This window comes from Hydrogenophaga sp. (assembly GCF_035481345.1).
Classification (GTDB): Bacteria; Pseudomonadota; Gammaproteobacteria; order Burkholderiales; family Burkholderiaceae_C; genus Hydrogenophaga.
Window position 1 is genome coordinate 22,326 of the sequence record NZ_DATIGV010000216.1, and the last position, 20,213, is coordinate 42,538.

20 protein-coding genes are annotated in these 20,213 nt (G+C 67.8%); 15 read left to right on the forward strand and 5 right to left on the reverse strand.

All coding sequences use genetic code 11. The features are described 5' to 3' along the window. Positions 1–9 precede the first annotated feature (9 nt). From ccoO to VLG41_RS22330, 6 genes are read left to right on the forward strand one after another with little or no spacing between them, the layout of a single operon-like run. Positions 10–636 carry a cytochrome-c oxidase, cbb3-type subunit II gene (gene ccoO, locus VLG41_RS22305; protein WP_325351573.1) on the forward strand — a complete coding sequence of 209 codons (627 nt, stop codon included), beginning with the start codon at positions 10–12 and terminating at the stop codon, positions 634–636. 8 nt (positions 637–644) lie between these two features. Next, entirely contained in the window at positions 645–788 is a 144-nt protein-coding gene (locus VLG41_RS22310) for a cbb3-type cytochrome c oxidase subunit 3 (RefSeq protein WP_325351574.1), read from the forward strand. Between the two features lie 43 nt (positions 789–831). After that, positions 832–1,740: a cytochrome-c oxidase, cbb3-type subunit III gene (gene ccoP / locus VLG41_RS22315; RefSeq protein ID WP_325351575.1), complete on the forward strand. Its 909-nt coding sequence runs from the start codon at positions 832–834 to the stop codon at positions 1,738–1,740. Beyond that, positions 1,737–3,155, forward strand: coding sequence for a cytochrome c oxidase accessory protein CcoG (gene ccoG / locus VLG41_RS22320; RefSeq protein WP_325351576.1), 1,419 nt, complete (start codon positions 1,737–1,739; stop codon positions 3,153–3,155). Before ccoP ends, ccoG begins: the two co-directional genes overlap by 4 nt. A gap of 20 nt (positions 3,156–3,175) precedes the next feature. Further along, the gene (locus tag VLG41_RS22325; RefSeq protein WP_325351577.1) at positions 3,176–3,460 is read left to right on the forward strand and encodes a nitrogen fixation protein FixH; all 285 of its coding nucleotides are present in this window, start codon (positions 3,176–3,178) and stop codon (positions 3,458–3,460) included. 1 nt (position 3,461) lies between these two features. Beyond that, complete coding sequence (locus VLG41_RS22330; protein WP_325351578.1) at positions 3,462–3,701, forward strand: hypothetical protein; 240 nt, start codon at positions 3,462–3,464, stop codon at positions 3,699–3,701. On the opposite strand, the gene fnr is transcribed toward VLG41_RS22330, so the two are convergent. Continuing rightward, complete coding sequence (gene fnr / locus VLG41_RS22335; protein ID WP_325351579.1) at positions 3,679–4,398, reverse strand: fumarate/nitrate reduction transcriptional regulator Fnr; 720 nt, start codon at positions 4,396–4,398, stop codon at positions 3,679–3,681. The genes VLG41_RS22330 and fnr overlap by 23 nt on opposite strands. A 113-nt stretch (positions 4,399–4,511) precedes the next feature. Between fnr and hemN the strand changes: the two genes are divergently transcribed. Both hemN and VLG41_RS22345 read left to right on the forward strand, forming a co-directional pair. Continuing rightward, positions 4,512–5,900 (forward strand): oxygen-independent coproporphyrinogen III oxidase, encoded by a 1,389-nt coding sequence (gene hemN / locus VLG41_RS22340; RefSeq protein WP_325351580.1) that lies wholly within the window; start codon positions 4,512–4,514, stop codon positions 5,898–5,900. Positions 5,901–5,943: 43 nt separating this feature from the next. Continuing rightward, entirely contained in the window at positions 5,944–6,582 is a 639-nt protein-coding gene (locus VLG41_RS22345; RefSeq protein WP_325351589.1) for a sulfite exporter TauE/SafE family protein, read from the forward strand. A gap of 36 nt (positions 6,583–6,618) precedes the next feature. Here VLG41_RS22345 and VLG41_RS22350 read toward each other — a convergent pair whose 3' ends face one another. Then, positions 6,619–7,530: a DMT family transporter gene (locus VLG41_RS22350; protein ID WP_325351590.1), complete on the reverse strand. Its 912-nt coding sequence runs from the start codon at positions 7,528–7,530 to the stop codon at positions 6,619–6,621. 284 nt (positions 7,531–7,814) lie between these two features. Between VLG41_RS22350 and aceA the strand changes: the two genes are divergently transcribed. Together aceA and VLG41_RS22360 are read left to right on the forward strand one after the other, a co-directional pair. Beyond that, positions 7,815–9,146 carry an isocitrate lyase gene (aceA, locus tag VLG41_RS22355; protein WP_325351581.1) on the forward strand — a complete coding sequence of 444 codons (1,332 nt, stop codon included), beginning with the start codon at positions 7,815–7,817 and terminating at the stop codon, positions 9,144–9,146. A gap of 209 nt (positions 9,147–9,355) precedes the next feature. Beyond that, positions 9,356–9,805, forward strand: coding sequence for a carboxymuconolactone decarboxylase family protein (locus tag VLG41_RS22360; protein WP_325351582.1), 450 nt, complete (start codon positions 9,356–9,358; stop codon positions 9,803–9,805). 53 nt (positions 9,806–9,858) lie between these two features. On the opposite strand, the gene VLG41_RS22365 is transcribed toward VLG41_RS22360, so the two are convergent. Beyond that, entirely contained in the window at positions 9,859–10,848 is a 990-nt protein-coding gene (locus VLG41_RS22365) for a formylglycine-generating enzyme family protein (protein ID WP_325351583.1), read from the reverse strand. 168 nt (positions 10,849–11,016) lie between these two features. Here VLG41_RS22365 and VLG41_RS22370 point away from each other — a divergent pair, with 168 nt between their 5' ends. Then, positions 11,017–12,531, forward strand: a complete 1,515-nt coding sequence (locus VLG41_RS22370) for an ATPase domain-containing protein (RefSeq protein WP_414652529.1) — start codon at positions 11,017–11,019, stop codon at positions 12,529–12,531. After that, positions 12,528–14,078, forward strand: a complete 1,551-nt coding sequence (locus tag VLG41_RS22375) for a hybrid sensor histidine kinase/response regulator (protein ID WP_325351585.1) — start codon at positions 12,528–12,530, stop codon at positions 14,076–14,078. The genes VLG41_RS22370 and VLG41_RS22375 overlap by 4 nt, the downstream gene beginning before the upstream one ends. Before the next feature lie 31 nt (positions 14,079–14,109). Here the strand turns inward: VLG41_RS22375 and VLG41_RS22380 are convergent, their stop codons facing one another. Continuing rightward, entirely contained in the window at positions 14,110–15,579 is a 1,470-nt protein-coding gene (locus VLG41_RS22380) for a superoxide dismutase family protein (RefSeq protein WP_325351586.1), read from the reverse strand. Positions 15,580–15,597: 18 nt separating this feature from the next. Further along, entirely contained in the window at positions 15,598–16,857 is a 1,260-nt protein-coding gene (locus tag VLG41_RS22385; protein WP_325351587.1) for a PQQ-dependent sugar dehydrogenase, read from the reverse strand. 268 nt (positions 16,858–17,125) lie between these two features. Here VLG41_RS22385 and thrS point away from each other — a divergent pair, with 268 nt between their 5' ends. The 3 genes from thrS to rpmI all read left to right on the forward strand — a co-directional run bounded on the left by thrS (position 17,126) and on the right by rpmI (position 20,153). Continuing rightward, complete coding sequence (thrS, locus tag VLG41_RS22390; protein ID WP_325351588.1) at positions 17,126–19,033, forward strand: threonine--tRNA ligase; 1,908 nt, start codon at positions 17,126–17,128, stop codon at positions 19,031–19,033. A gap of 115 nt (positions 19,034–19,148) precedes the next feature. Further along, entirely contained in the window at positions 19,149–19,757 is a 609-nt protein-coding gene (gene infC / locus VLG41_RS22395; RefSeq protein WP_325351591.1) for a translation initiation factor IF-3, read from the forward strand. Positions 19,758–19,949: 192 nt separating this feature from the next. Next, a complete protein-coding gene (gene rpmI / locus VLG41_RS22400; protein WP_009517525.1) occupies positions 19,950–20,153 on the forward strand; it encodes a 50S ribosomal protein L35 in 204 nt (67 codons plus the stop codon). Positions 20,154–20,213 lie beyond the last annotated feature (60 nt).

The following is a 20,213-nucleotide window of genomic DNA, read 5'->3' on the forward strand; positions in this document are numbered from 1 at the left end:
GGAACCAACATGTCTTCACAACACAAACCCGCCGGCTTCACGCACGAGCGCATCGAGACCAACAACTTCCTGATGATCGTGCTCATCGTGCTGGTGATCGCGGTCGGCGGCCTGGTCGAGATCGTGCCGCTGTTCTTCCAGAAATCCACCACGCAACCCGTGGAGGGCCTCAAGCCCTACACCGCGCTGCAGCTTGCCGGGCGCGACGTGTACGTGAAGGAGGGTTGCTACAACTGCCACTCGCAGATGATCCGGCCCTTCCAGGCCGAGACGCTGCGCTACGGCCACTACTCGGTGGCGGGCGAATTCGTCTACGACCGGCCCTTCCAGTGGGGCAGCAAGCGCACCGGCCCCGACCTGGCGCGCGTGGGCGGGCGCTACAGCGACGAGTGGCACCGCCTGCACCTGACCAATCCGCGCGATCTGGTGCCGGAGTCCAACATGCCGGCTTACGCCTGGCTGGAGAAGAAGCCCGTGGACGCCGCCGGCATGCCGGTGCGCCTGAAGGCGCTGCGCACCCTGGGCGCGCCCTACAGCGACGAGGAGGTCGCCGGCGCCGCCGAGTCCGTCAAGGGCAAGACCGAGATGGACGCGCTCATCGCCTACTTGCAGGTACTCGGCACCGCCGTGAAGTGAGGCCCGCCATGAACATGGACATCAACACCCTGCGCTCCGCCGTCACCGTCATCAGCCTGCTGGTGTTCCTGGGCATCGTGGCCTGGGCCTGGTCGCGCCGCAACCGCGAGCGCTTCGACGAGGCCGCCCGCCTGCCTTTCCAGGACGAGTGAGCCAGCCCACCCAACAGCCCTCCCACGGGAACCGGGAAACAACATGAGCGATTTCACCAGCGACTTCTGGTCCTTCTACGTGGCCATCCTCACCGTGGTCAGCATCGTCGCCTGCGGCATCCTGCTGTGGGCGGCGGGCACCACCAAGGTCAAGCCCGGGCAGGACAACACCACCGGCCACGTGTGGGACGGCGACCTGCGCGAACTCAACAACCCGCTGCCGCGCTGGTGGGTCTGGCTGTTCGTCATCACCATCGTCTTCAGCCTGGCCTACGGCCTGCTGTACCCCATGTACGGCCGCTATGCGGGCGTGCTGGGGTGGACGTCCACCGGGCAGCACACGAGCGAGGTGCAGCGCCACCAGGACGCCATCGCCCCGCTGTACGCGCAGTTCCGCGACCAGCCGCCCGAGCGCCTGGCCGGCAACGCCCAGGCCATGGCGATCGGCGAGCGCCTGTTCATGAACCAGTGCGCCACGTGCCACGGCTCGGACGCGCGCGGCTCCAAGGGCTTTCCCAACCTCACGGACGGCGACTGGCTGCATGGCGGCCAGCCGGCGGTCATCGAAGCCACCATCACCCAGGGCCGCCACGGCGTGATGCCGCCCCTGGCCGCGGCCGTGGGCAGCGCGGACGACGTGCGCAACGTCGCCCACTACGTGCTCAGCCTGTCCAACAGCCCGCACGACCGCGTGCGCGCCTCGCAGGGGCGCGTCAAGTTCGCCGTCTGCGCCGCCTGCCACGGCATGGACGGCAAGGGCAACACGGCGCTCGGCGCGCCCAACCTCACCGACAACGTCTGGCTGCACGGCTGGGGCGAAGAGGCCATCGTGCGCGCCGTCACCAGCGGCATCGACAACCGCATGCCGGCGCAGAACCAGTTGCTCAACGCGGACCAGATACGCGTGCTCACGGCTTACGTGTGGGGGCTGTCGAACCGCCCCGCCCAATGAAGACCATTCCCATCCAGCCCGTCAACGAGGACGAGGAGATCACGGTCTCCCTCTACGCGGCGCGGGAGAAGATCCAGGCGCGCGCGGTGACGGGCCTGTTCGCGCGCTGGCGCTGGTTCTTCGTGTGGGCCACGCAGATCGTGTTCTACGGCCTGGCCTGGCTGCCCTGGAATGGGCGCCAGGCGGTGCTGTTTGACCTGGAAGCGCGGCGCTTCTACCTGTTCGATCTGGTCCTGTACCCGCAGGATTTCGTCTACCTCACCGGTCTGCTGGTCATCTCCGCGCTGGCGCTGTTCCTGTTCACCGCGGTGGCCGGGCGTTTGTGGTGCGGCTTCGCCTGCCCGCAGACCGTCTACACCGAGCTCTTCATGTGGATCGAACACCGCGTGGAGGGCGATCGTTCGGCCCGCCTGCGGCTCGACGCCGCGCCCATGGGCCTGGCCAAGTTCGGCAAGCGCGCGCTCAAGCACGGGCTGTGGGGCGCCTTGTCGCTGTGGACGGGCTTCACCTTCGTCGGCTACTTCACCCCCATCCGCGAACTCGCGGGCCTGGTGGCCAGCCTCTCGCTCGGGCCCTGGCAGACCTTCTGGATCCTGTTCTACGGCCTGGCGACCTACGGCAACGCGGGCTTCCTGCGCGAGCAGGTGTGCAAGTACATGTGCCCGTACGCGCGCTTCCAGAGCGCGATGTTCGACCGCGACACGATGATCGTGACCTACGACGAGGCGCGGGGCGAGCCGCGCGGCGCGCGCAGCCGCAAGGCCGACCCGAAGGCCTTGGGCCTGGGCTCGTGCGTGGATTGCACCCTCTGCGTGCAGGTCTGCCCCACCGGCATCGATATCCGCAAGGGCCTGCAGTACGAGTGCATCGGCTGCGCGGCGTGCATCGACGTGTGCGACGACGTGATGGACAAGGTGGGCTACCCGCGCGGGTTGATCCGCTTCGCCACGCAAAACGGCATCGCCAATGGCTGGGGCCGCGCGCAGATGATCCGCCGCGCGCTGCGCCCGCGCGTGCTGGTCTACAGCGGCATCCTGCTGGCCGTCACGCTGGCCGTGCTGGGCAGCCTGTGGCTGCGCACCCCGCTCAAGGTGGACGTGATCCGCGACCGCGGCGCGCTGGCGCGCGAGGTGGGGCAGGGGCGCATCGAGAACGTCTACCGCCTGCAGATCATGAACGCGACCGAGACCGCACAGACCTACGCATTGACCGTGGACGGCCTGCCGGGCATCGCCCTGGCGTCCGACGCGCGCGTGCAGGTGGCGCCGGCCGAGGTGCGCGCCGTGGCCGCCCGCGTGCAGGTGCCGCCCGGTTCGGCCGCCAGCGGCCCACACCCCATCCACTTCGAGGTGCGCGCCGAACACGACGAGCGCGTGCAGGTGCGCGAGAAGAGCACCTTCCTCATTCCCCGATGAACCCCAGGCAGGAGACCGCCATGCACCTGACGTCGATCGAACCCGAGTCCACCGAACCCTGGTGGCGCGTGGGCCCCATGTGGCTGGTGGTGGGCGGGCCGCTGGTGGTGGTGGCTGCCGCCATTGCCACCGCGGTCATCGCCATCAACGGCGCCGACCCCGTGCTCGACAAGGCCGCCTACCAGGCCACGCTGGAGCAGGCGCGCCGCCTGCAGGGTGAGCAGCGCGAGCAGGCCCTGATCGGTCTGCAGCCCGCTCACCAGGCGCGCAACCACGCGGCCTCGCCCGTGGTGCGGGACCGCTGACATGCCAGCCCGCAGCTGGATGTGGGTGGGCTGGCCGTCCTTCCTGATGGCCGGCGTGCTGGAGATGCTGGTGTTCGCCGTGGTGGACCCGCGCGAGCTGCACTGGCAGGGCGGGGCGCTGGACTGGTCGCGCCCGGCCGTCTACACCGTGGCCTTCTTCCTGTTCTGGGCGGTGATCGCCTTGTCCAGCGCGCTGAGCGTGTGGCTGGCGCAGGACCTCAGGCGCAGGTCTGCGGATTGACGATGCGCCGCAGCGCATCCGTGTCCTTGATGTGCACGTAGCGCTGCTTCACGTCGACGATGCCGTCGTCGACGAACTTGGAGAAGGTGCGGCTCACCGTCTCCAGCTTCATGCCCAGGTAGCTGCCGATCTCCTCGCGCGTCATGCGCAGGTTGAACTCGGACGGCGAGAAGCCGCGCGCCTGCAGGCGCTGCACCAGGTTGAGCAGGAAGGCCGCCAGGCGCTCCTCGGCGCGCATGCTGCCCAGCAGCAGCATCACGCTGTGGTCGCGCACGATCTCGCGGCTCATGATGCGGTGCACGTGGTGCTGCAGCGGCGTGAACTGGCGCGACAGCTCCTCCACCTGGTCGAAAGGCATCACGCAGACCTCGGCGTCCTCCAGGGCCACCGCGTCGCAGGCGTGGCGGTCGCTCACGATGCCGTCCAGGCCGATGATCTCGCCCGCCATCTGGAAGCCCGTGACCTGATCGCGGCCGTCGGCCGTGGTCACGCAGGTCTTGAAGAAGCCGGAACGAATGGCGTAGAGCGAGGTGAAGCGGTCGCCCACGGAGAACAGGGCGTCGCCGCGCTTGACGCGCTTGCGGGTGGAGATCAGGGTGTCGAGCTGTCCCATTTCCTGTGCGTTCAGGCCCATGGGCAGGCAGAGTTCGCGCAGGTTGCAGCTCGAGCAAGCCACTTTGATGCGTTGGGCGTCCATAGCGTCATTCCCTTGTGGTCAACGCAGCGGAGGATACTCCGACCGGTGCCGGAATTTGGAGCCGCTTGACCAGGATCAAGGCTTCCCGGCAAGGCCCGCGGCACAGTGGCGCCATGCCACAAGGAAACGCCGTGATCCCCGACGAACTGCTCAGACGCTTCGACGTCCCGGGGCCGCGCTACACCTCGTATCCCACGGCCGACCGCTTCGTGGAGGCCTTCACCGAGCAGGACTACCGCCTCGCCCTGGGCCAGCGCCGCGCGGGCTCCATGGCCCTGCCGCTGTCGGTATACGTACACATTCCGTTCTGCGAATCGGTCTGTTACTACTGCGCGTGCAACAAAGTCATTACAAAACACCACTCGCGCGGCGCCGAGTACCTGCGCCACCTTTCGCGCGAACTGGACCTGCAGATCGAGCACCTCGGCGCGGGCCAGTCGGTGTCGCAGCTGCACCTGGGGGGCGGCACGCCCACCTTCCTGAGCGACGCCGAGCTGGAGGATCTGATGGCCATGCTGCGGCGCCACTTCGCGCTGGCGCCCGGTGGCGAGTACTCGATCGAGGTGGACCCGCGCACGGTGGACGCGCAGCGCCTGCGCACGCTGCACCGGCTGGGCTTCAACCGCCTGAGTTTCGGCGTGCAGGATTTCGACCCCGCCGTGCAGAAGGCGGTGCACCGCATCCAGCCCGCCGAGCAGGTGTTCGCGCTGATGGATGCGGCGCGCGCCATCGGCTTCGAGTCGGTCAACGTGGACCTCATCTACGGCCTGCCGCTGCAGACACCCGAGTCCTTCCGCCGCACGCTGGCGCAACTGCAGGCCCTGCGACCCGACCGCGTGGCGCTCTACGCCTACGCCCACCTGCCGGCGCGCTTCAAGCCGCAGCGGCGCATCGTGGCGGCCGAGCTGCCCGGCGCCGCCGACAAGCTGGCCATGCTCTCGGCCTCGCTGGACATCCTGCGCGCCGCCGGCTACGTGCACATCGGCATGGACCACTTCGCGCTGCCCGACGACGCCCTGGCCGTGGCCAAGCGCCAGGGCCGCCTGCACCGCAACTTCCAGGGCTACAGCACCCAGCCGGACTGCGATCTCATCGCGCTGGGCGTCTCCGCGATCGGCCGCGTGGGCGCCAGCTACAGCCAGAACGCCAAGACGCTGGAGGAATACGTCGATCTGCTCGATCAGGGCCGCCTGCCCATCGTGCGCGGCCTGGCGCTCACGCGCGACGATCTGTCACGCCGCGCGGCGATCATGTCGCTGATGTGCCAGGGCGAGTTGCTGTTCGAAAGCATCGACCAGGGCCAGCTGATCGACAGCCGCCGCTACTTCGCCAACGAGCTGCAGGCGCTGGAGCCGTTTGTGGAGGAGGGCCTGGTCACGCTGGACGACCTGGGGGTGCATGTCAGCGAGACCGGCTGGTACCTGATCCGCGCCATCGCCATGGTGTTCGACCGCCACCTGCGGGCCGACCAGGACCGCGCGCGCTTCTCGAAGATCCTGTGAGGCCCGGGTGTCCTCAGGCTCCCTGCTGATCACCGCGCTGCTGATGGGCCTGATGGGCGGCCCGCACTGCGTGGCCATGTGCGGCGCGGCCTGCGCGGGCATCGGGCGGGCGGCCGGCGAACGCGGCACCCGCGCCATCGCGGCCTTCCAGCTCAGCCGCGTGGCGGGTTACGCCAGCGTGGGCGCGCTGGCGGCTGGCTCGGTGCAGGGGCTGGCCTGGCTGGGCGCGCACACGCAGGTGATCCGCCCGGTGTGGACCATGTTCCATGTGGCCGCGCTGCTGCTGGGCGCCTGGTTGCTGTGGCGGGCGCGACAGCCCGCGTGGATCGATGGCGTGGGGCAGGGCGTGTGGCGCCGCGCCAAGCCCGTGATGGCCCGACTGGGGCCGCGCGCGCCCTGGGTGCTGGGCTATGGCTGGGCGCTCATGCCGTGCGGCCTGTTGTATTCGGCGCTGCTGGTGGCCTCGCTCACGGCCAGCGCGGCGCAGGGCGCGGCGGTGATGGCGCTGTTCGCCCTCGGCTCGTCCGTCTCGCTGTTCGCGGGGCCCTGGCTGCTGCTGCGCCTGCGCGAGGCGCGCTCGGGCGCCTGGGGCATCCGGCTGGCGGGGCTGGCGCTGCTGCTCGCCTCGGGCTGGGCCCTGTGGATGGGGATCACCCAGCCCACCGGGCTGTGGTGCCTCTGAGGCCGCCAGCCCGCCGGGCGGTGGTGCCGCTGAGCCTCAGGGCTTCGCGCGTTCGGGCAGCGTGGCCAGCACCAGGCCCAGCAGCGCGATGCCGAAGGCCAGCAACTGCAGGCCGCTGAGGCGTTCGCCCATGAACACCACGCCGATGAGCGCCGCGCTGATCGGCAGCATCACCGTGAACACGCCGGCCTGCGAGGCCGGCACCCGTTTGAGCCCGCTCATCCACAGCCACACCGTCCACACGCTGGCCGCCAGCGCATAGAACACCAGCAGCCCCCAGATGGACAGCGCCACGGCGCCGAAGTTGAACTGCAGTGCCGCCCAGATGCCGAAGGGCGTGATCAGCGCCAGCCCCCACAGGTTGATGATGGCCGAGATGCGCTTGGGGCCCAGGCCTTCGGTGAGGCGCTTGCCGATCACCACGTAGGACGCTTCGCACACCACCGCCGCGAACACCAGCAGGTTGCCCAGCAGCGCCTGCGAGCCGCCGGCCCCAGGGTCCGCGCCTTTGTCCAATGAGAACAGGCCGATGCCCAGGGCCGCGCAAGCGATGCCGGCCGCGCTGCGCGCGCCGATGCGCTCGCGCAGGAACACCCAGCTCATCACCGCCACCACGGCCGGGATCGACGACATCACCACGCCAGCCGCCACCGCCGTGGTCAGGCTCACGCCGAACAGCATGCAGATCGAGAACAGGAAGTTGCCCAGGAAGGACTCCAGGAAGAGCAGGGCGCGCGTGCGCGGGCTCAGCGGCGGTTCGTCGGCCGGCTTGCGCAGCCAGCGCCACATGGCCAGCGCGCCGATGGCAAAGCGCAGCCAGGCCAGCAGGAACACCGGGAACACCAGCACCAGGGGTTTGGACAGCGCCACGTAGCTGCCCACGAGCGCCATGCTCAGGCCCAGGCTGCCATAGGCCGTGGTGCGTTGGAGTGAAGTCACGGGCCGCATCATGCCGCAGGTGCCCCCGGGGGTTTTCGGGATGAGGAATTCGCTTTTCACATCAAGAAACTGCGCGATGCTGCGTCGCGGCAAATTTTCTTGATATGGGAAATTTGATTTCTCATTGAAAAATTCTATATGAATATCGTTGATTTAAAAGGAGAAATTTTTTCTCTTGTATAAGACATAAGAGGTGTTTTTAGTCTTCTATAAGACTTAGAGTCTTCTCCAACGGCACCGCATTTGCCGCGACCCGCCGCCCGGTTCCACCTCAACCTTCAAGGAGTGTCCCCATGCCTCAGTCCCTCACCGAACAGCTCAGCCGCGCGCAACAGATCGAAGCCCTGGAAAAAGACTGGGCCACGAACCCGCGCTGGAAAGGCGTGAAGCGCGGCTACAGCGCCGCCGACGTGGTGCGCCTGCGCGGCAGCATGCACATCGAGCACACCCTGGCCAAGCGCGGCGCGGAAAAGCTCTGGGAAAAGATCAATGGCGGCGCCAAGAAGGGCTACGTCAACGCCTTCGGCGCCATCAGCGCCGGCCAGGCCATGCAGCAGGCCAAGGCCGGGCTGGAGGCGGTGTACCTCTCGGGCTGGCAGGTGGCGGCCGACGGCAACACCAGCGAAACCATGTACCCCGACCAGTCGCTCTACGCGTACGACTCGGTGCCCACCATGGTTCGCCGCATCAACAACACCTTCAAGCGCGCCGATGAAATCCAGTGGGGCCGCGGCATCGAGCCGGGCAGCAAGGAATTCATCGACTACTTCCTGCCCATCGTGGCCGACGCGGAAGCCGGCTTCGGCGGCGTGCTCAACGCCTTCGAGCTGATGAAGAACATGATCGCGGCCGGCGCGGCGGGCGTGCACTTCGAAGACCAGCTCGCCGCCGTGAAGAAGTGCGGCCACATGGGCGGCAAGGTGCTGGTGCCCACCCAGGAAGCCATCGAGAAGCTCATCGCCGCGCGCTTCGCCGCCGACGTGATGGGCGTGTCCACCATCGTGCTGGCCCGCACCGATGCCGAGGCCGCCAACCTCATCACCAGCGACCACGACGCCAACGACAAGCCCTTCCTCACCGGCGAGCGCACGCAGGAAGGTTTCTACCGCGTGAAGAACGGCCTGGAGCAGGCCATCAGCCGCGGCGTGGCCTACGCGCCCTACGCCGACCTGGTGTGGTGCGAGACCGGCACGCCCGACCTGGGCTTCGCCCGCGAATTCGCGCAGGCCGTGCACGCCAAGAGCCCGGGCAAGCTGCTGAGCTACAACTGCTCGCCCTCGTTCAACTGGAAGAAGAACCTGGACGACAAGACCATCGCCCGCTTCCAGGACGAGCTCTCCGCGCTGGGCTACAAGTACCAGTTCATCACCCTGGCCGGCATCCACATCAACTGGTTCAACACCTTCCAGTTCGCCCACGCCTACGCCCGCGGCGAAGGCATGAAGCACTACACGGAGATGGTGCAGGAGCCGGAATTCAAGGCGCGCGAGCAGGGCTACACCTTCGTGTCGCACCAGCAGGAGGTGGGCGCGGGTTACTTCGACGACGTGACCACGGTGATCCAGGGCGGTTCGTCGAGCGTGAAGGCGCTGACGGGTTCGACCGAAGAAGAGCAGTTCCACTGAGCCGAATCCACCGGATACCAGAGGAGACAGGGCCGCCCTTCGGGGCGGCTTTTTCTTTTGTGGCTGACGTTGCCGCCGAGATCGTGTGACTGGCGGGGGCACGGACAAAACCCGTCCGTGGTCTGTCACAAGAGACCTAGGCCCAACGTCTTGTTGAAGAAGGCGGACGCATCCGCCTCTCTCAACCTCAAGCGGAAGGAAACGTTTTCATGACTCGCGCTGTTTGGTTCCAGGCATCTCCGGAAGGGGCGAAGGCCATGGGCGGCCTGCATCATTTCGTCTCGAAGGGCACGGCCCTGCCGCCCTTGTTGACGCACCTCGTCTTTCTGCGTGTATCCCAGATCAACGGGTGTGCCCACTGCATCGATATCCACACACGCGATCTGATTGCCGAGGGCATGTCGGTGGAGAAGCTGGTTCTGGTGCCCGTCTGGCACGAAGCCGAGTACCTGTTCTCCGATCAGGAGCGGGCCGCATTGGCGTGGACCGAAGAGGTCACCCGGGTGAGCGAGACCCATGCGTCCGACGAAGCCTACGCGGCTGCGCTCGGTGCTTTTGGGGAAAAGGACCTGGTGGATCTGACGCTGACCATCGCGACCATGAACGCCATCAACCGCATGGGGGTCAGCTTTCGCATGAAGCCACGAGCCAGGGCTTGATGGGCCAGCGAGGAGACACAGGGCTGCCCGGGCCGCGCTCGGGCGGCGTTTTCTCAGCGAGCCGCCGGGATTTCGCGCACCAGGCGGATGCCCACCAGCGGGTAGCGCGTCTGCGCGGTGTTGTAGTTGCGGAAGGCGCAGCGCGCGTAGAGGGGCCAGGTGTGCCAGGAGCCGCCCCGGCGCACCTTCACCGCGCCATCGGCGGGGCCCGTGGGATCGTCGGTGGGGGAGTGGGCGTAGTGGTGCTCGCCGTACGAGTCCGACACCCATTCCCACGCATTGCCGTGCATGTCGTGCAAGCCAAAGGCATTGGCTGCGTAGGAGCCGACGGGGGCGGTGAACGCATGGCCGTCGCGGCCGGGCACCGCGCGCTCGCGCCAGGCGGGCCAGTTCGCCGCGGCGTCTTCGTCGAAGGTGTTGCCCACGCGCAGCAGCCCCGCCGGGTCGTTGCCGTGCTGGTAGCGGCCGGTGCCGCCCGCACGGCAGGCGTATTCCCACTCGGCCTCGGTGGGCAGGCGGTAGACGCGGCCCTCCTGCTGCGACAGCCAGCGCGCCAGGGCCACCGCGTCGTTCCAGGTGACGTTGACCACGGGGTGGTCGTCGCCCTGGGCGAAGCCGGGGTCCTGCCAGGAGTAGCGCGGCAAACGGCCCTCGAAGGCGTCGCGGCGGGGGCTGGTGGCGGGGTCGTAGGTGGCGTTGTAGCCATAGCCGCCGGTGCCGTCGGCGACCGATTCGGGCACGTGGCCCGAGCGCTGCAGGAACGCGCGGAACTGTCCGACGGTGACCTCGTGGCGGCCCATCTCAAAGGGCCGCGTGAGGCGCACGCGGTGCACGGGCGCCTCGTCCGACAGGGCCTCGAAGCGCGAGGGCTCCAGGCCGGGGTAGGCGGCCGCCAGCGACTCCGCTGATTCCGCGCTGCCCATCAGGAATTCGCCCGCCGGCACCTGCACGAAGGCCATGCCGAGCGAATTGATCGCTCCCGGCGGCGTGGCGCAGGCCGCGACGAGCGCGGTCAGCAGGAGTGGGGCCAGGCGGGGCGTCATGGGCAGGGCGCATCATGCCGAGAAACATCTGCGAACACCATCAATCTGGCAGAGGTTCCCATCGACCCGGCAGGGGTTCAGACTTCGCGGTTTCGCTGGGTGGAACCAGCGGGCGTTGTGTAGGCGCCGGGATCGCTTATTGCCGAAGAGAGAAAGGGGAGGCTCCGCATGACCGCATGTCCATCTGATACGAACAACGCCGGGCCGGCCCCGCTCAGGACCGGGGTGATGGGTATGGACGACGTGTTGGGCGGGGGGTTTCTTCCGAACCGCTTGTACCTGGTGGAGGGGACGCCGGGCGCGGGCAAGACCACCCTGGCCCTGCAGTTCCTGATGGCGGGCGCCCGTGCGGGTGAGGCGGTGTTGTACGTGACGCTCTCCGAAACGCTGGAGGAAGTCGCGGGGGTGGCCGCCTCTCACGGCTGGGATCTGTCCGGCGTGTCCACGCGCGAGATGCTGCCCTCGCAACAGGCGCTCCAGCCCGAGGAGCAGTACACCGTGTTTCACCCCTCGGAGGTGGAACTCGGCGAAACCACCATTCGCCTGCTGGAGGAAGTGGAAAAGGTCAACCCGCGCCGCGTCGTTTTCGACTCCCTGTCGGAATTGCGTTTGCTGGCGGGCAGTTCGCTGCGGTACCGCCGGCAGATCCTCGCCCTGAAGCAGTTCTTCGCCGGCAAGAACTGCACGGTGCTGTTGCTCGATGACATGACGGCGATCGAGCACGACCTGCAGGTGCAGAGCATTGCGCACGCCGTGCTGCGGCTGGAACAGCTCAACCCGCACTACGGCACCGCGCGGCGGCGCCTGATCGTGCTGAAGTACCGCGGCCAGGCGTTTCGCGGGGGATTTCACGACTACAAGATCCGGCGCGGCGGGCTGGAGGTCTACCCCCGGCTGGTTGCGTCGGAGCACCTGGGCGAGCGGGCGCTCGTGCAATTGCCCAGCGGTGTTCGTGCACTCGACGACTTGCTGGGCGGTGGCATCGAATGCGGCACCAGCACGCTGCTGCTGGGCGCGCCCGGCACCGGCAAGTCCACGGTGGCGGTGCAGTTCGCTTTGTCCGCGGCCCAACGCGGCGAAACCGCCGCCTTGTTCGTCTTCGACGAAAGCATCACGACCCTGCGCACCCGCTGCGCGGGCTTGGGCATGGGCCTGGCGCCCTTCATCGCCACCGGAAAGATCCGGCTGCGCCAGGTGGACCCGGCCGAGCTGTCGCCGGGCGAGTTCGTGGCCGGGATACGGGACTCGGTGACGGAGCATGGGGCCACCGTGGTCGTCATCGACAGCCTCAACGGTTACCTCAACGCGATGCCCGACGAAAAGTATCTCATCGCGCAGCTGCACGAACTGCTGACCTACCTGGGCCAGGCGGGTGTGGCCACCATTCTGGTGGGCGCCGAGCACGGCCTCATCGGCACGCAGATGCAGACGCCCGTCGATGCCAGCTACCTGGCGGACGCCGTGGTGCTGCTGCGCTACTACGAAACCGAGGGCGAGGTGCGCCAGGCGATCTCGGTGATGAAGAAGCGCGGCGGCCGGCACGAGCGCAGCATCCGCGGGTTCCAGATGACGTCCCAGGGCCTGGTGGTCGGCGAGCCGCTCAAGCGGTTTCGCGGCATCCTCACCGGCACGCCCGCCCCTTCGCCGGACCTCGCTTCGCCGCCAGGTTCGCTCATGCGGTGAATGCCGTCGAGGCGCCGCCCACCGACCTGCGCGTGCTGCTGCGCATGGTCACGGCGCGCGACGGCGCGATGGCCGTGCGGGTGCTGTCGCAAGCCGGTGTGGCGGCCAAGGCCTGCGGGGACGCGGCGCAGATCGCCCGCCTCATGCACGAGGGCGCCGGGGCCCTGCTGATCGCCGAGGAGGTGCTGAGCGACGCGGGCTTTGCCAACGTGAAGCAGCAGTTGCAGACGCAGGAGCCCTGGTCGGACATGCCGGTGCTGGTGCTGGCGCGTGCCGGGATGGATTCCCTGGCGATCACCGATGCGCTGCAGGAACTGGCCAACGTGACGGTGCTGGAGCGGCCCATGCGCGTGTCGTCGCTCGTCAGCGCGACGCGCAGTGCCCTGGCGGCCCGGCAGCGCCAGTACCAGCTGCGCGGCACGCTCACCGGTCTGCAGGAAGCGGACCAGCGCAAGACGGAGTTCCTGGCCACCCTGGCCCACGAACTGCGCAACCCCCTGGCGCCTTTGCGCACCGGCCTGGAACTGCTGGCCAAGAGAAACCGCGACGTCGAGGAAGACTGGATCCACTCCCTCATGGCCCGCCAGGTCAGCCACATGGTGCGGCTGATCGATGACCTCATGGAGGTGTCGCGCATCACCCGCGGCAAGATCGAGTTGCAGTTCGCCCCGGTGGCGCTGCAGGACGTGCTCAGGCATGCGGTCGAGTTGAGCCTGCCATTGATCGAGGCCCATGCCCATCAACTTGCGGTGGCCGTTCCGGATCAGCCGGTGGTGGTGCACGGCGATTCGATCCGGCTGACGCAGGTGTTCTCCAATCTGCTCAGCAACGCGGCGAAGTACACCCCGCGCGGCGGGCAGTTGGCGCTGTCGTTGACGCACGACGGCGCCCAGGCCTGTGTGACGGTGTCGGACAACGGCCCAGGGATCCCCGTGCACATGCGGGACGCCGTGTTCGACATCTTCGTTCAGGTCAGTGACGCGTCCCGCGCGGCCCAGGGCGGCCTGGGCATCGGCCTGACCCTGGTGAAGAGCCTGGTCGAGTTGCATGGGGGCACGGTGAAGGCCGACAGCGCGGGCCTTGCGGGCGATGGCACCCGCATGGTCGTTCACCTTCCCTGCGCCGGCGGGCAGGTCTCGCTGCCACAGGCGTCGCCGCCCGGCGAATCGCTGACGAGCGCCGCCGGGCACCAGCATGTCCTGGTGGTGGACGACAACGAGGACGCCGCCGACACCCTGGTGGTCTTGTTGCAGACCCTGGGCGTCGACGCGACGGTGGCCTACAGCGGCGCCAGGGCGCTGCAGATCATGGAGGAGCGCGCACCCACGGTGGCGCTGCTGGACATCGGCATGCCCGGCATGGACGGCTTCGCCCTGGCCGAACGCATTCGCGGCAACCCGGCCTGGTCGCCGGTGACGCTCGTGGCCCTGACCGGTTGGGCCCAGAAGTCCGATAGGGAACGGACCGCCGCGGCGCGCTTCGACCACCACCTGGTGAAGCCGGTGGACGTGGGCCAGCTCATCCGGATCCTGAATGGCTTGCCTTGAGATGGGCTGCTGCCCGATGGCGATAGCTGGCTCACGGCCATTGAAGGGTCACGACGTCGAACGGCAGCAGCGGCGGTGGCTGTTTCAGCTTGTCGAGCTGCGCGTTGACCACCATGAGCCCATTGGCGCTGGCGGCGGCGGTGGTGGGGTACTTCAGCCGGGTGTCGCTCAGGCGATCCACCACGCGCGCATGGCTCCAGGCGTCGTTGAGTTGCAGGCGCGCGATTTGGTCGTCGGCGTTGCGCACGACGTACAGGTCATTCGTGCCGCGCAGCACCAGGCCATCACCGTGGCGCAGATCGCCGCCGACGACGTGCACCTCGGACACCGACCGGCCGGCGATGTCGATGCGCCAGAGCTGGCCCGTGACGAGCTGGATGGCCAGCAACCAGCGCCGATCGGGCGAGGCGACGATGCCATTGAGGTTGATCTGGTTGGGCTGGTAGCGGATGGGCGTGTCCCTCAGGTCGAGCCAAGGCTCCAGCGTGGGGGCGGCGTCCAGCTCCTGGCGCGCGCGCCATAGCACGGGGCGAAACGAGTCGGTCACGTAGACATGGCCGTCCGGCGCAAGCGCCAGGTCGTTGAGGAAGCCGTGGGTGCCGGGCGGGCTCTTGAGGTTGGCCAGGGTCGCGCCGTTGGCCAGGCTGATCACCGACACATTGCCCTGCGGCCCCCCGGCCACCCACAGGCGCCCGGCGGGATCGGTCGCCATGCCGAAGGCGCCTTGCCGGCCCAGGGCGCCGCCGGACTGGAACATCGTGGCCTTGTCTGAGCCCGGCGCGATGCGCCAGATGTGCCCTTCACTGGTCGATCCGACGTAGGCATCGCCCGTGCGCGTGTCGATGGCAATGCCCTCGGGGTAGGCGTTGGCGCTCTCGATGACGGCGCGCCCGATCACCGGCCCGGGCTGTTCCGACTCGATGAGCCCGCACAGCAAGCGCCCGCCGGAGTTGCCGGCCGGGTCGCTGACGAAGTCATCCGCGCGTTCGTGCACGACCAGGCTGCGGCCAAAGGCGGAATGGGGCCCGGGCGAGAGCGTTACCTGAGGATGGAGATGGCGCAATTGGCCGGAGCCATCCGCGCCGACGGTGATGTTGGGCAGATCGCCCGCGTGGACGTGGTTGACGGGCTGGCCCGGCTGCCCGTGGTTGCGGGATTGGCCGGGGTCGAAATGGCCGCCCGCCGCCCCGAAAGCCACGGTCTGGCCCGTGGCCGGGTCCGGGCCCGGGGCGCAGTGGCCGTTGGTGTGGATGTGCACGCCGTGCGGGCCGGGGGAGAGCCCCTGCACGGTGATGGCGATGTCGACGCCGCCGGGTGTTTCGGTCAGCGTGGCCTGCCCCCGCGCCTCACCCGCGGGCGTGAACAGCCGCGCAACGGCGGGACTACGTTTCACGGCGTCGGCGGCCGTCGTGGGCGTGGGCGAGATCTGATGCGGGGTTTTACAGGCGGCCAGCACGAGCAGTGCCGCCAGTGCGCAGGTCGAGGGCAGGGCGCGTGGCATGGGAGGCTCCTTTCGGGCTCATGGGCCGGAGTAGGTGATGCGGTAGATGACGCCGTTCTGGTCCTCCGCCACCAGCAGCGAGCCGTCGGCGGCCACCGCCAGCCCCGCCAGGCGACCGAACTGCGCGGGACGGCGGGCCTTGCTCTGCTCCGACGGCGGCGGGTTCGGTCCGGGCTGTGTCAGGTGCTGTGGCGCCGCATCGATCAGCCAGCCCGTGGCGAAGTCTTCGATCGAGGTGGGCCGGCCCGATGCGTCGAAACGCACGCGGGCGATGCGGTAGCCGCTGGGCTGCGCGCGATTCCAGGAGCCACGAAAGGCGACGAAGGCATCGTTGCGGTATGCGGGCGGAAACTGGCCGCCCGTGTAGAAGGCGAACCCGATCGGGGCGGCGTGGGCGGTGTAGGTCAGCGTGGCGCCCGCGGTCGTGGGGCAGAACGCGTCTTTCGTCGTGCCGGGGGGGTCGTTGAAGACCTGTGGCGAGGGCCGGCGGTCCGGCTGGCAGAACGGCCAGCCGTAGTGCAGGTTGGGCTGCAGGTGGTTGAGTTCTTCCTGTGGTGTGTCGTCGCCGTGGTAGTCGGCGCCGTGGTCGAAGCCATACAGCTCGCCGCTGGCGGGGTGCCAGCCGAATCCGATGGTGTTGCGCAGGCCACGCGCGAACACGCTGCGCGCGCTGCCGTCCGGCTGGGCGCGCAGCAGGGTGGCGTTCTCAGGGTTGGCGTCGCGGCAGTCGTTGCAGGTGGAGCCCACGGAGATGTAGAGCATGCCGTCGGGACCGAAGCCGATGGTGCGGTTGGGGTGCTGGCCCGCGTCGGGCAGGTCATCGATGATCACGCGCGGCGTCGCCAGGGTTCCGTCGGGCTGCACGGCCGCGGTGAGCACCTTCTTGTCGGTCGCGATGTACAGATCGTTGCCCTGCAGGGCCAGGCCATGGGCAAGCTTGAGGTTCTGCGCCACCACCTGGCGTTCGTCGGCGCTGCCGTCGCGGTTGGTGTCGCGCAGCAGCAGCACATCCCCTTGCTCGCGCCGGCTCACGTACACGTCGCCCTGGGGCGTCGGCAGCAACCACCGCACGTTCTGGAGGTCCTTGGCGAACACGGTGATCCGAAAGCCCGGTGGCACGCGAAGCCAACCGAGCAGTTCGTCCTGAAACTGGATGGGGCTGGGCTCGAGCACGGTCACCGCCGTCGTGACCGGGCCATCGCCGGGGGGCAGTTGCGCGTGCGCCGGGGCCATGGCCAGCAGAGGGGCCGCGAGGGAGAGGGCGTGGATGGATCTCATGTCGGGCTCCGCGGGGGACGTGGCGCTCACCCGGCAAACGCCGTTCCTTGCGGCGATGGCTCCTGCCCGAGACGGGCGGCTTTATGGGACAATGCCCGCTTCTGTCCATCAGCAAGAGCGAGAAAGGCATGTCGGTTATGACACCGCGAACTCAGGAGTCCTTCTCCGCGGCCCATTGAGGCCAGCAGTTCGCGCCTGCCCGAATCCTTTTCCTCTCCCCACGAAAGCGCGGCCCCAGCCGCGCTTTTTTGTTTTCCGGATACGCAACATGCCCCAGATCACGCTCCCCGACGGTTCGCAACGCAGCTTCCCCGCGCCGGTGACGGTGGCCGATGTCGCCGCCTCCATCGGCGCCGGCCTGGCCAAGGCCGCGCTGGGCGGCAAGGTGGACGGCAAGCTGGTCGACACCAGCTTCACGATCGACCGCGATGCCTCGCTCGCCATCGTCACCGCCAAGGACGCCGAGGGCCTGGAGATGATCCGTCACTCCACGGCCCACCTGCTGGCCTACGCCGTGAAAGAGCTCTACCCCGAGGCCCAGGTCACCATCGGCCCGGTGATCGAGAACGGCTTCTACTACGACTTCTCGTACAAGCGCCCCTTCACGCCCGAGGACCTGGCCGCCATCGAGAAGCGCATGACCGAACTCGCCAACAAGGACGAGAGGGTCGAGCGCCGCGTGCTGCCGCGCGACGAGGCCGTGGCCCACTTCAAGGCCATGGGCGAGCACTACAAGGCCGAGATCATCGCCAGCATCCCGTCCAACGAGGACGTGAGCCTGTACCGCGAGGGCGGCTTCGAGGACCTCTGCCGCGGTCCGCACGTGCCCAGCACGGGCAAGCTCAAGCACTTCAAGCTCATGAAGGTGGCCGGCGCCTATTGGCGCGGCGATCACCGCAACGAGATGCTGCAGCGCGTCTACGGCACGGCCTGGGCCAGCAAGGAGGAGTTGCAGCAGTACCTGACGATGCTGGAAGAGGCCGAGAAGCGCGACCACCGCAAGCTCGGCCGTGAGCTGGACCTCTTCCACCTGGACGAGCACAGCCCCGGCACGGTGTTCTGGCACCCCAAGGGCTGGACGCTGTGGCAGGAGGTGGAGCAGTACATGCGCCGCGTCTACCGCGACAACGGCTACCTGGAGGTCAAGGGTCCGCAGATCCTGGACAAGGCCCTGTGGGAGAAGACGGGCCACTGGGACAAGTACCGCGACAACATGTTCACGACGGAGTCGGAAAAGCGCGACTACGCGCTCAAGCCGATGAACTGCCCGGGCCACATCCTCATCTTCAAACAGGGCATCAAGAGCTACCGCGACCTGCCGCTGCGCTACGGTGAGTTCGGCCAGTGCCACCGCAACGAGCCCACGGGCGGCCTGCACGGCATCATGCGCGTGCGCGCGTTCACGCAGGACGATGGCCACATCTTCTGCACCGAGGGCATGATCCTGGACGAGTGCGTGGCCTACACCAGCCTGCTGCAGAAGGTCTACAAGGACTTCGGCTTCGAGCACATCATCTACAAGGTGGCCACGCGTCCGGCCGCGCGCATCGGCTCCGACGAGAGCTGGGACAAGGCCGAACACGCGCTCATGGAAAGCCTGCGCCGCTCGGGCTGCGAGTTCGAGATCGCCCCGGGCGACGGCGCCTTCTATGGCCCCAAGATCGAGTACACGCTCAAGGACGCCATCGGCCGCCAGTGGCAGTGCGGCACCATGCAGGTGGATTTCTCCATGCCCGAGCGCCTGGACGCCGAGTACGTGGCCGAGGACGGCTCGCGCCAGCGCCCGGTCATGCTGCACCGCGCCATCGTGGGCAGCCTGGAGCGTTTCATCGGCATCCTGATCGAGCAGCACGCCGGTGCGCTGCCCGCCTGGCTGGCGCCCCAGCAGGTGGCGGTGCTCAACATCACCGACGCACAGGCCGATTACTGTCGGGAAATCGCGAAATCACTGAAGAATCAAGGGCTTAGGGTCGAGACGGACCTGCGCAACGAGAAAATAACGTATAAAATACGGGAGCACGCGTTGCAAAAGCTGCCTTTCATTGCCGTTGTGGGCGACAAGGAAAAGGCCGCTGGTGCGGTGGCGGTGCGGGCCCGGGGCAACAAGGACCTGGGTGTCATGTCGCTGGAGGACTTCTCCCAACTGGTCGCGACATCGGTTTCATCCAAGGCTTGAACGCCCTCGGGCACTGCCCGGTGAAGCTGCCGCACTGCCCAGCGCCCATGGCGTGTGCAGCCCGGCGGCCGAAAGGCCGTTTTTGACTCATTGACCCACGTTAAGGACACGCACCATCGCTACCAACTTTCGCGACCGCCGCCAGCGTGAAGAACGCGCGCACCGCCTGAACCGGGAAATCATGGCCCCCGAGGTCCGCCTCAACGGCCCGAACAACGAGCCCCTGGGCATCGTCAGCTTGCAGGAAGCCCTTCGAATGGCTGGCGAGCTCGACGTCGATCTCGTGGAGATCGCCGCCACCGCGGTTCCGCCGGTGTGCCGCCTGATGGATTACGGCAAGTTCAAGTACCAGGAACAGAAGAAGGCGGCCGAAGCGAAAGCCAAGCAGACGGTCATCGAGATCAAGGAAGTCAAGTTCCGCCCGGGTACCGACGACGGCGACTACAACATCAAGATGCGCAACATCCGCCGTTTCTTGGACGACGGCGACAAGTGCAAGATCACGCTGCGCTTCCGCGGCCGCGAGATCACGCACCAGGAGTTGGGCCTCGCGCTGTTGAACCGCATCCGCGACGAGCTGGGCGACCAGATCATCGTGGAACAGTTTCCGAAGCTGGAAGGGCGCCAGATGATCATGATGATCGCGCCCAGCCGCAAGAAGGTGGCGGCAGCGAAACCCACGGCCGAGGCGGCAACGCCGGCGGCCAGCCCATCGGCGGCTTGAGCCGCCGGCGGCAGACGGATTCGAGGGATTGAGCGGGCGGGGTTGGTCCCCCGCCGGTTCGAGGCACGGGCCGCAAGGCCGGTGCCGAAAAGAAGGTCTGAGAAGGCCTTCTCAAAAGTGGCTCGGGGCCCATCAAGACCGTGACCGGCTGTCACGGCGCCTCACGAGCACAAATCAAAAAGGAGCATTCCAATGCCCAAAATGAAGACCAAGAGCAGCGCGAAGAAGCGTTTTCGCGTTCGTCCCGGTGGCACCGTCAAGCGCGGTCAAGCCTTCAAGCGTCACATCCTGACCAAGAAGACCACCAAGAACAAGCGCCACCTGCGTGGGGCCGTCAACGTTCATGAGACCAACATGGGTCACATGGCGCAGATGCTGCCGTTCGCTGGCCTGTAATCAAGACGAACAAGGAGAAGCACTATGCCTCGCGTCAAACGTGGTGTCACGGCTCGCGCC

What these genes read in the sequence shown, in the direction of transcription:
- VLG41_RS22360 (WP_325351582.1), top strand. Translation starts at nt 9,356, where the DNA reads ATGACTCGCGCTGTTTGGTTCCAGGCATCTCCGGAAGGGGCGAAGGCC.
- ccoG (WP_325351576.1), top strand. Translation starts at nt 1,737, where the DNA reads ATGAAGACCATTCCCATCCAGCCCGTCAACGAGGACGAGGAGATCACG.
- VLG41_RS22370 (WP_414652529.1), top strand. Translation starts at nt 11,017, where the DNA reads ATGACCGCATGTCCATCTGATACGAACAACGCCGGGCCGGCCCCGCTC.
- VLG41_RS22365 (WP_325351583.1), bottom strand. Translation starts at nt 10,848, where the DNA reads ATGACGCCCCGCCTGGCCCCACTCCTGCTGACCGCGCTCGTCGCGGCC.
- ccoP (WP_325351575.1), top strand. Translation starts at nt 832, where the DNA reads ATGAGCGATTTCACCAGCGACTTCTGGTCCTTCTACGTGGCCATCCTC.
- VLG41_RS22310 (WP_325351574.1), top strand. Translation starts at nt 645, where the DNA reads ATGAACATGGACATCAACACCCTGCGCTCCGCCGTCACCGTCATCAGC.
- VLG41_RS22350 (WP_325351590.1), bottom strand. Translation starts at nt 7,530, where the DNA reads ATGCGGCCCGTGACTTCACTCCAACGCACCACGGCCTATGGCAGCCTG.
- VLG41_RS22380 (WP_325351586.1), bottom strand. Translation starts at nt 15,579, where the DNA reads ATGCCACGCGCCCTGCCCTCGACCTGCGCACTGGCGGCACTGCTCGTG.
- hemN (WP_325351580.1), top strand. Translation starts at nt 4,512, where the DNA reads ATGCCACAAGGAAACGCCGTGATCCCCGACGAACTGCTCAGACGCTTC.
- thrS (WP_325351588.1), top strand. Translation starts at nt 17,126, where the DNA reads ATGCCCCAGATCACGCTCCCCGACGGTTCGCAACGCAGCTTCCCCGCG.
- VLG41_RS22330 (WP_325351578.1), top strand. Translation starts at nt 3,462, where the DNA reads ATGCCAGCCCGCAGCTGGATGTGGGTGGGCTGGCCGTCCTTCCTGATG.
- ccoO (WP_325351573.1), top strand. Translation starts at nt 10, where the DNA reads ATGTCTTCACAACACAAACCCGCCGGCTTCACGCACGAGCGCATCGAG.
- VLG41_RS22345 (WP_325351589.1), top strand. Translation starts at nt 5,944, where the DNA reads ATGGGCCTGATGGGCGGCCCGCACTGCGTGGCCATGTGCGGCGCGGCC.
- rpmI (WP_009517525.1), top strand. Translation starts at nt 19,950, where the DNA reads ATGCCCAAAATGAAGACCAAGAGCAGCGCGAAGAAGCGTTTTCGCGTT.
- fnr (WP_325351579.1), bottom strand. Translation starts at nt 4,398, where the DNA reads ATGGACGCCCAACGCATCAAAGTGGCTTGCTCGAGCTGCAACCTGCGC.
- aceA (WP_325351581.1), top strand. Translation starts at nt 7,815, where the DNA reads ATGCCTCAGTCCCTCACCGAACAGCTCAGCCGCGCGCAACAGATCGAA.
- VLG41_RS22325 (WP_325351577.1), top strand. Translation starts at nt 3,176, where the DNA reads ATGCACCTGACGTCGATCGAACCCGAGTCCACCGAACCCTGGTGGCGC.
- VLG41_RS22385 (WP_325351587.1), bottom strand. Translation starts at nt 16,857, where the DNA reads ATGAGATCCATCCACGCCCTCTCCCTCGCGGCCCCTCTGCTGGCCATG.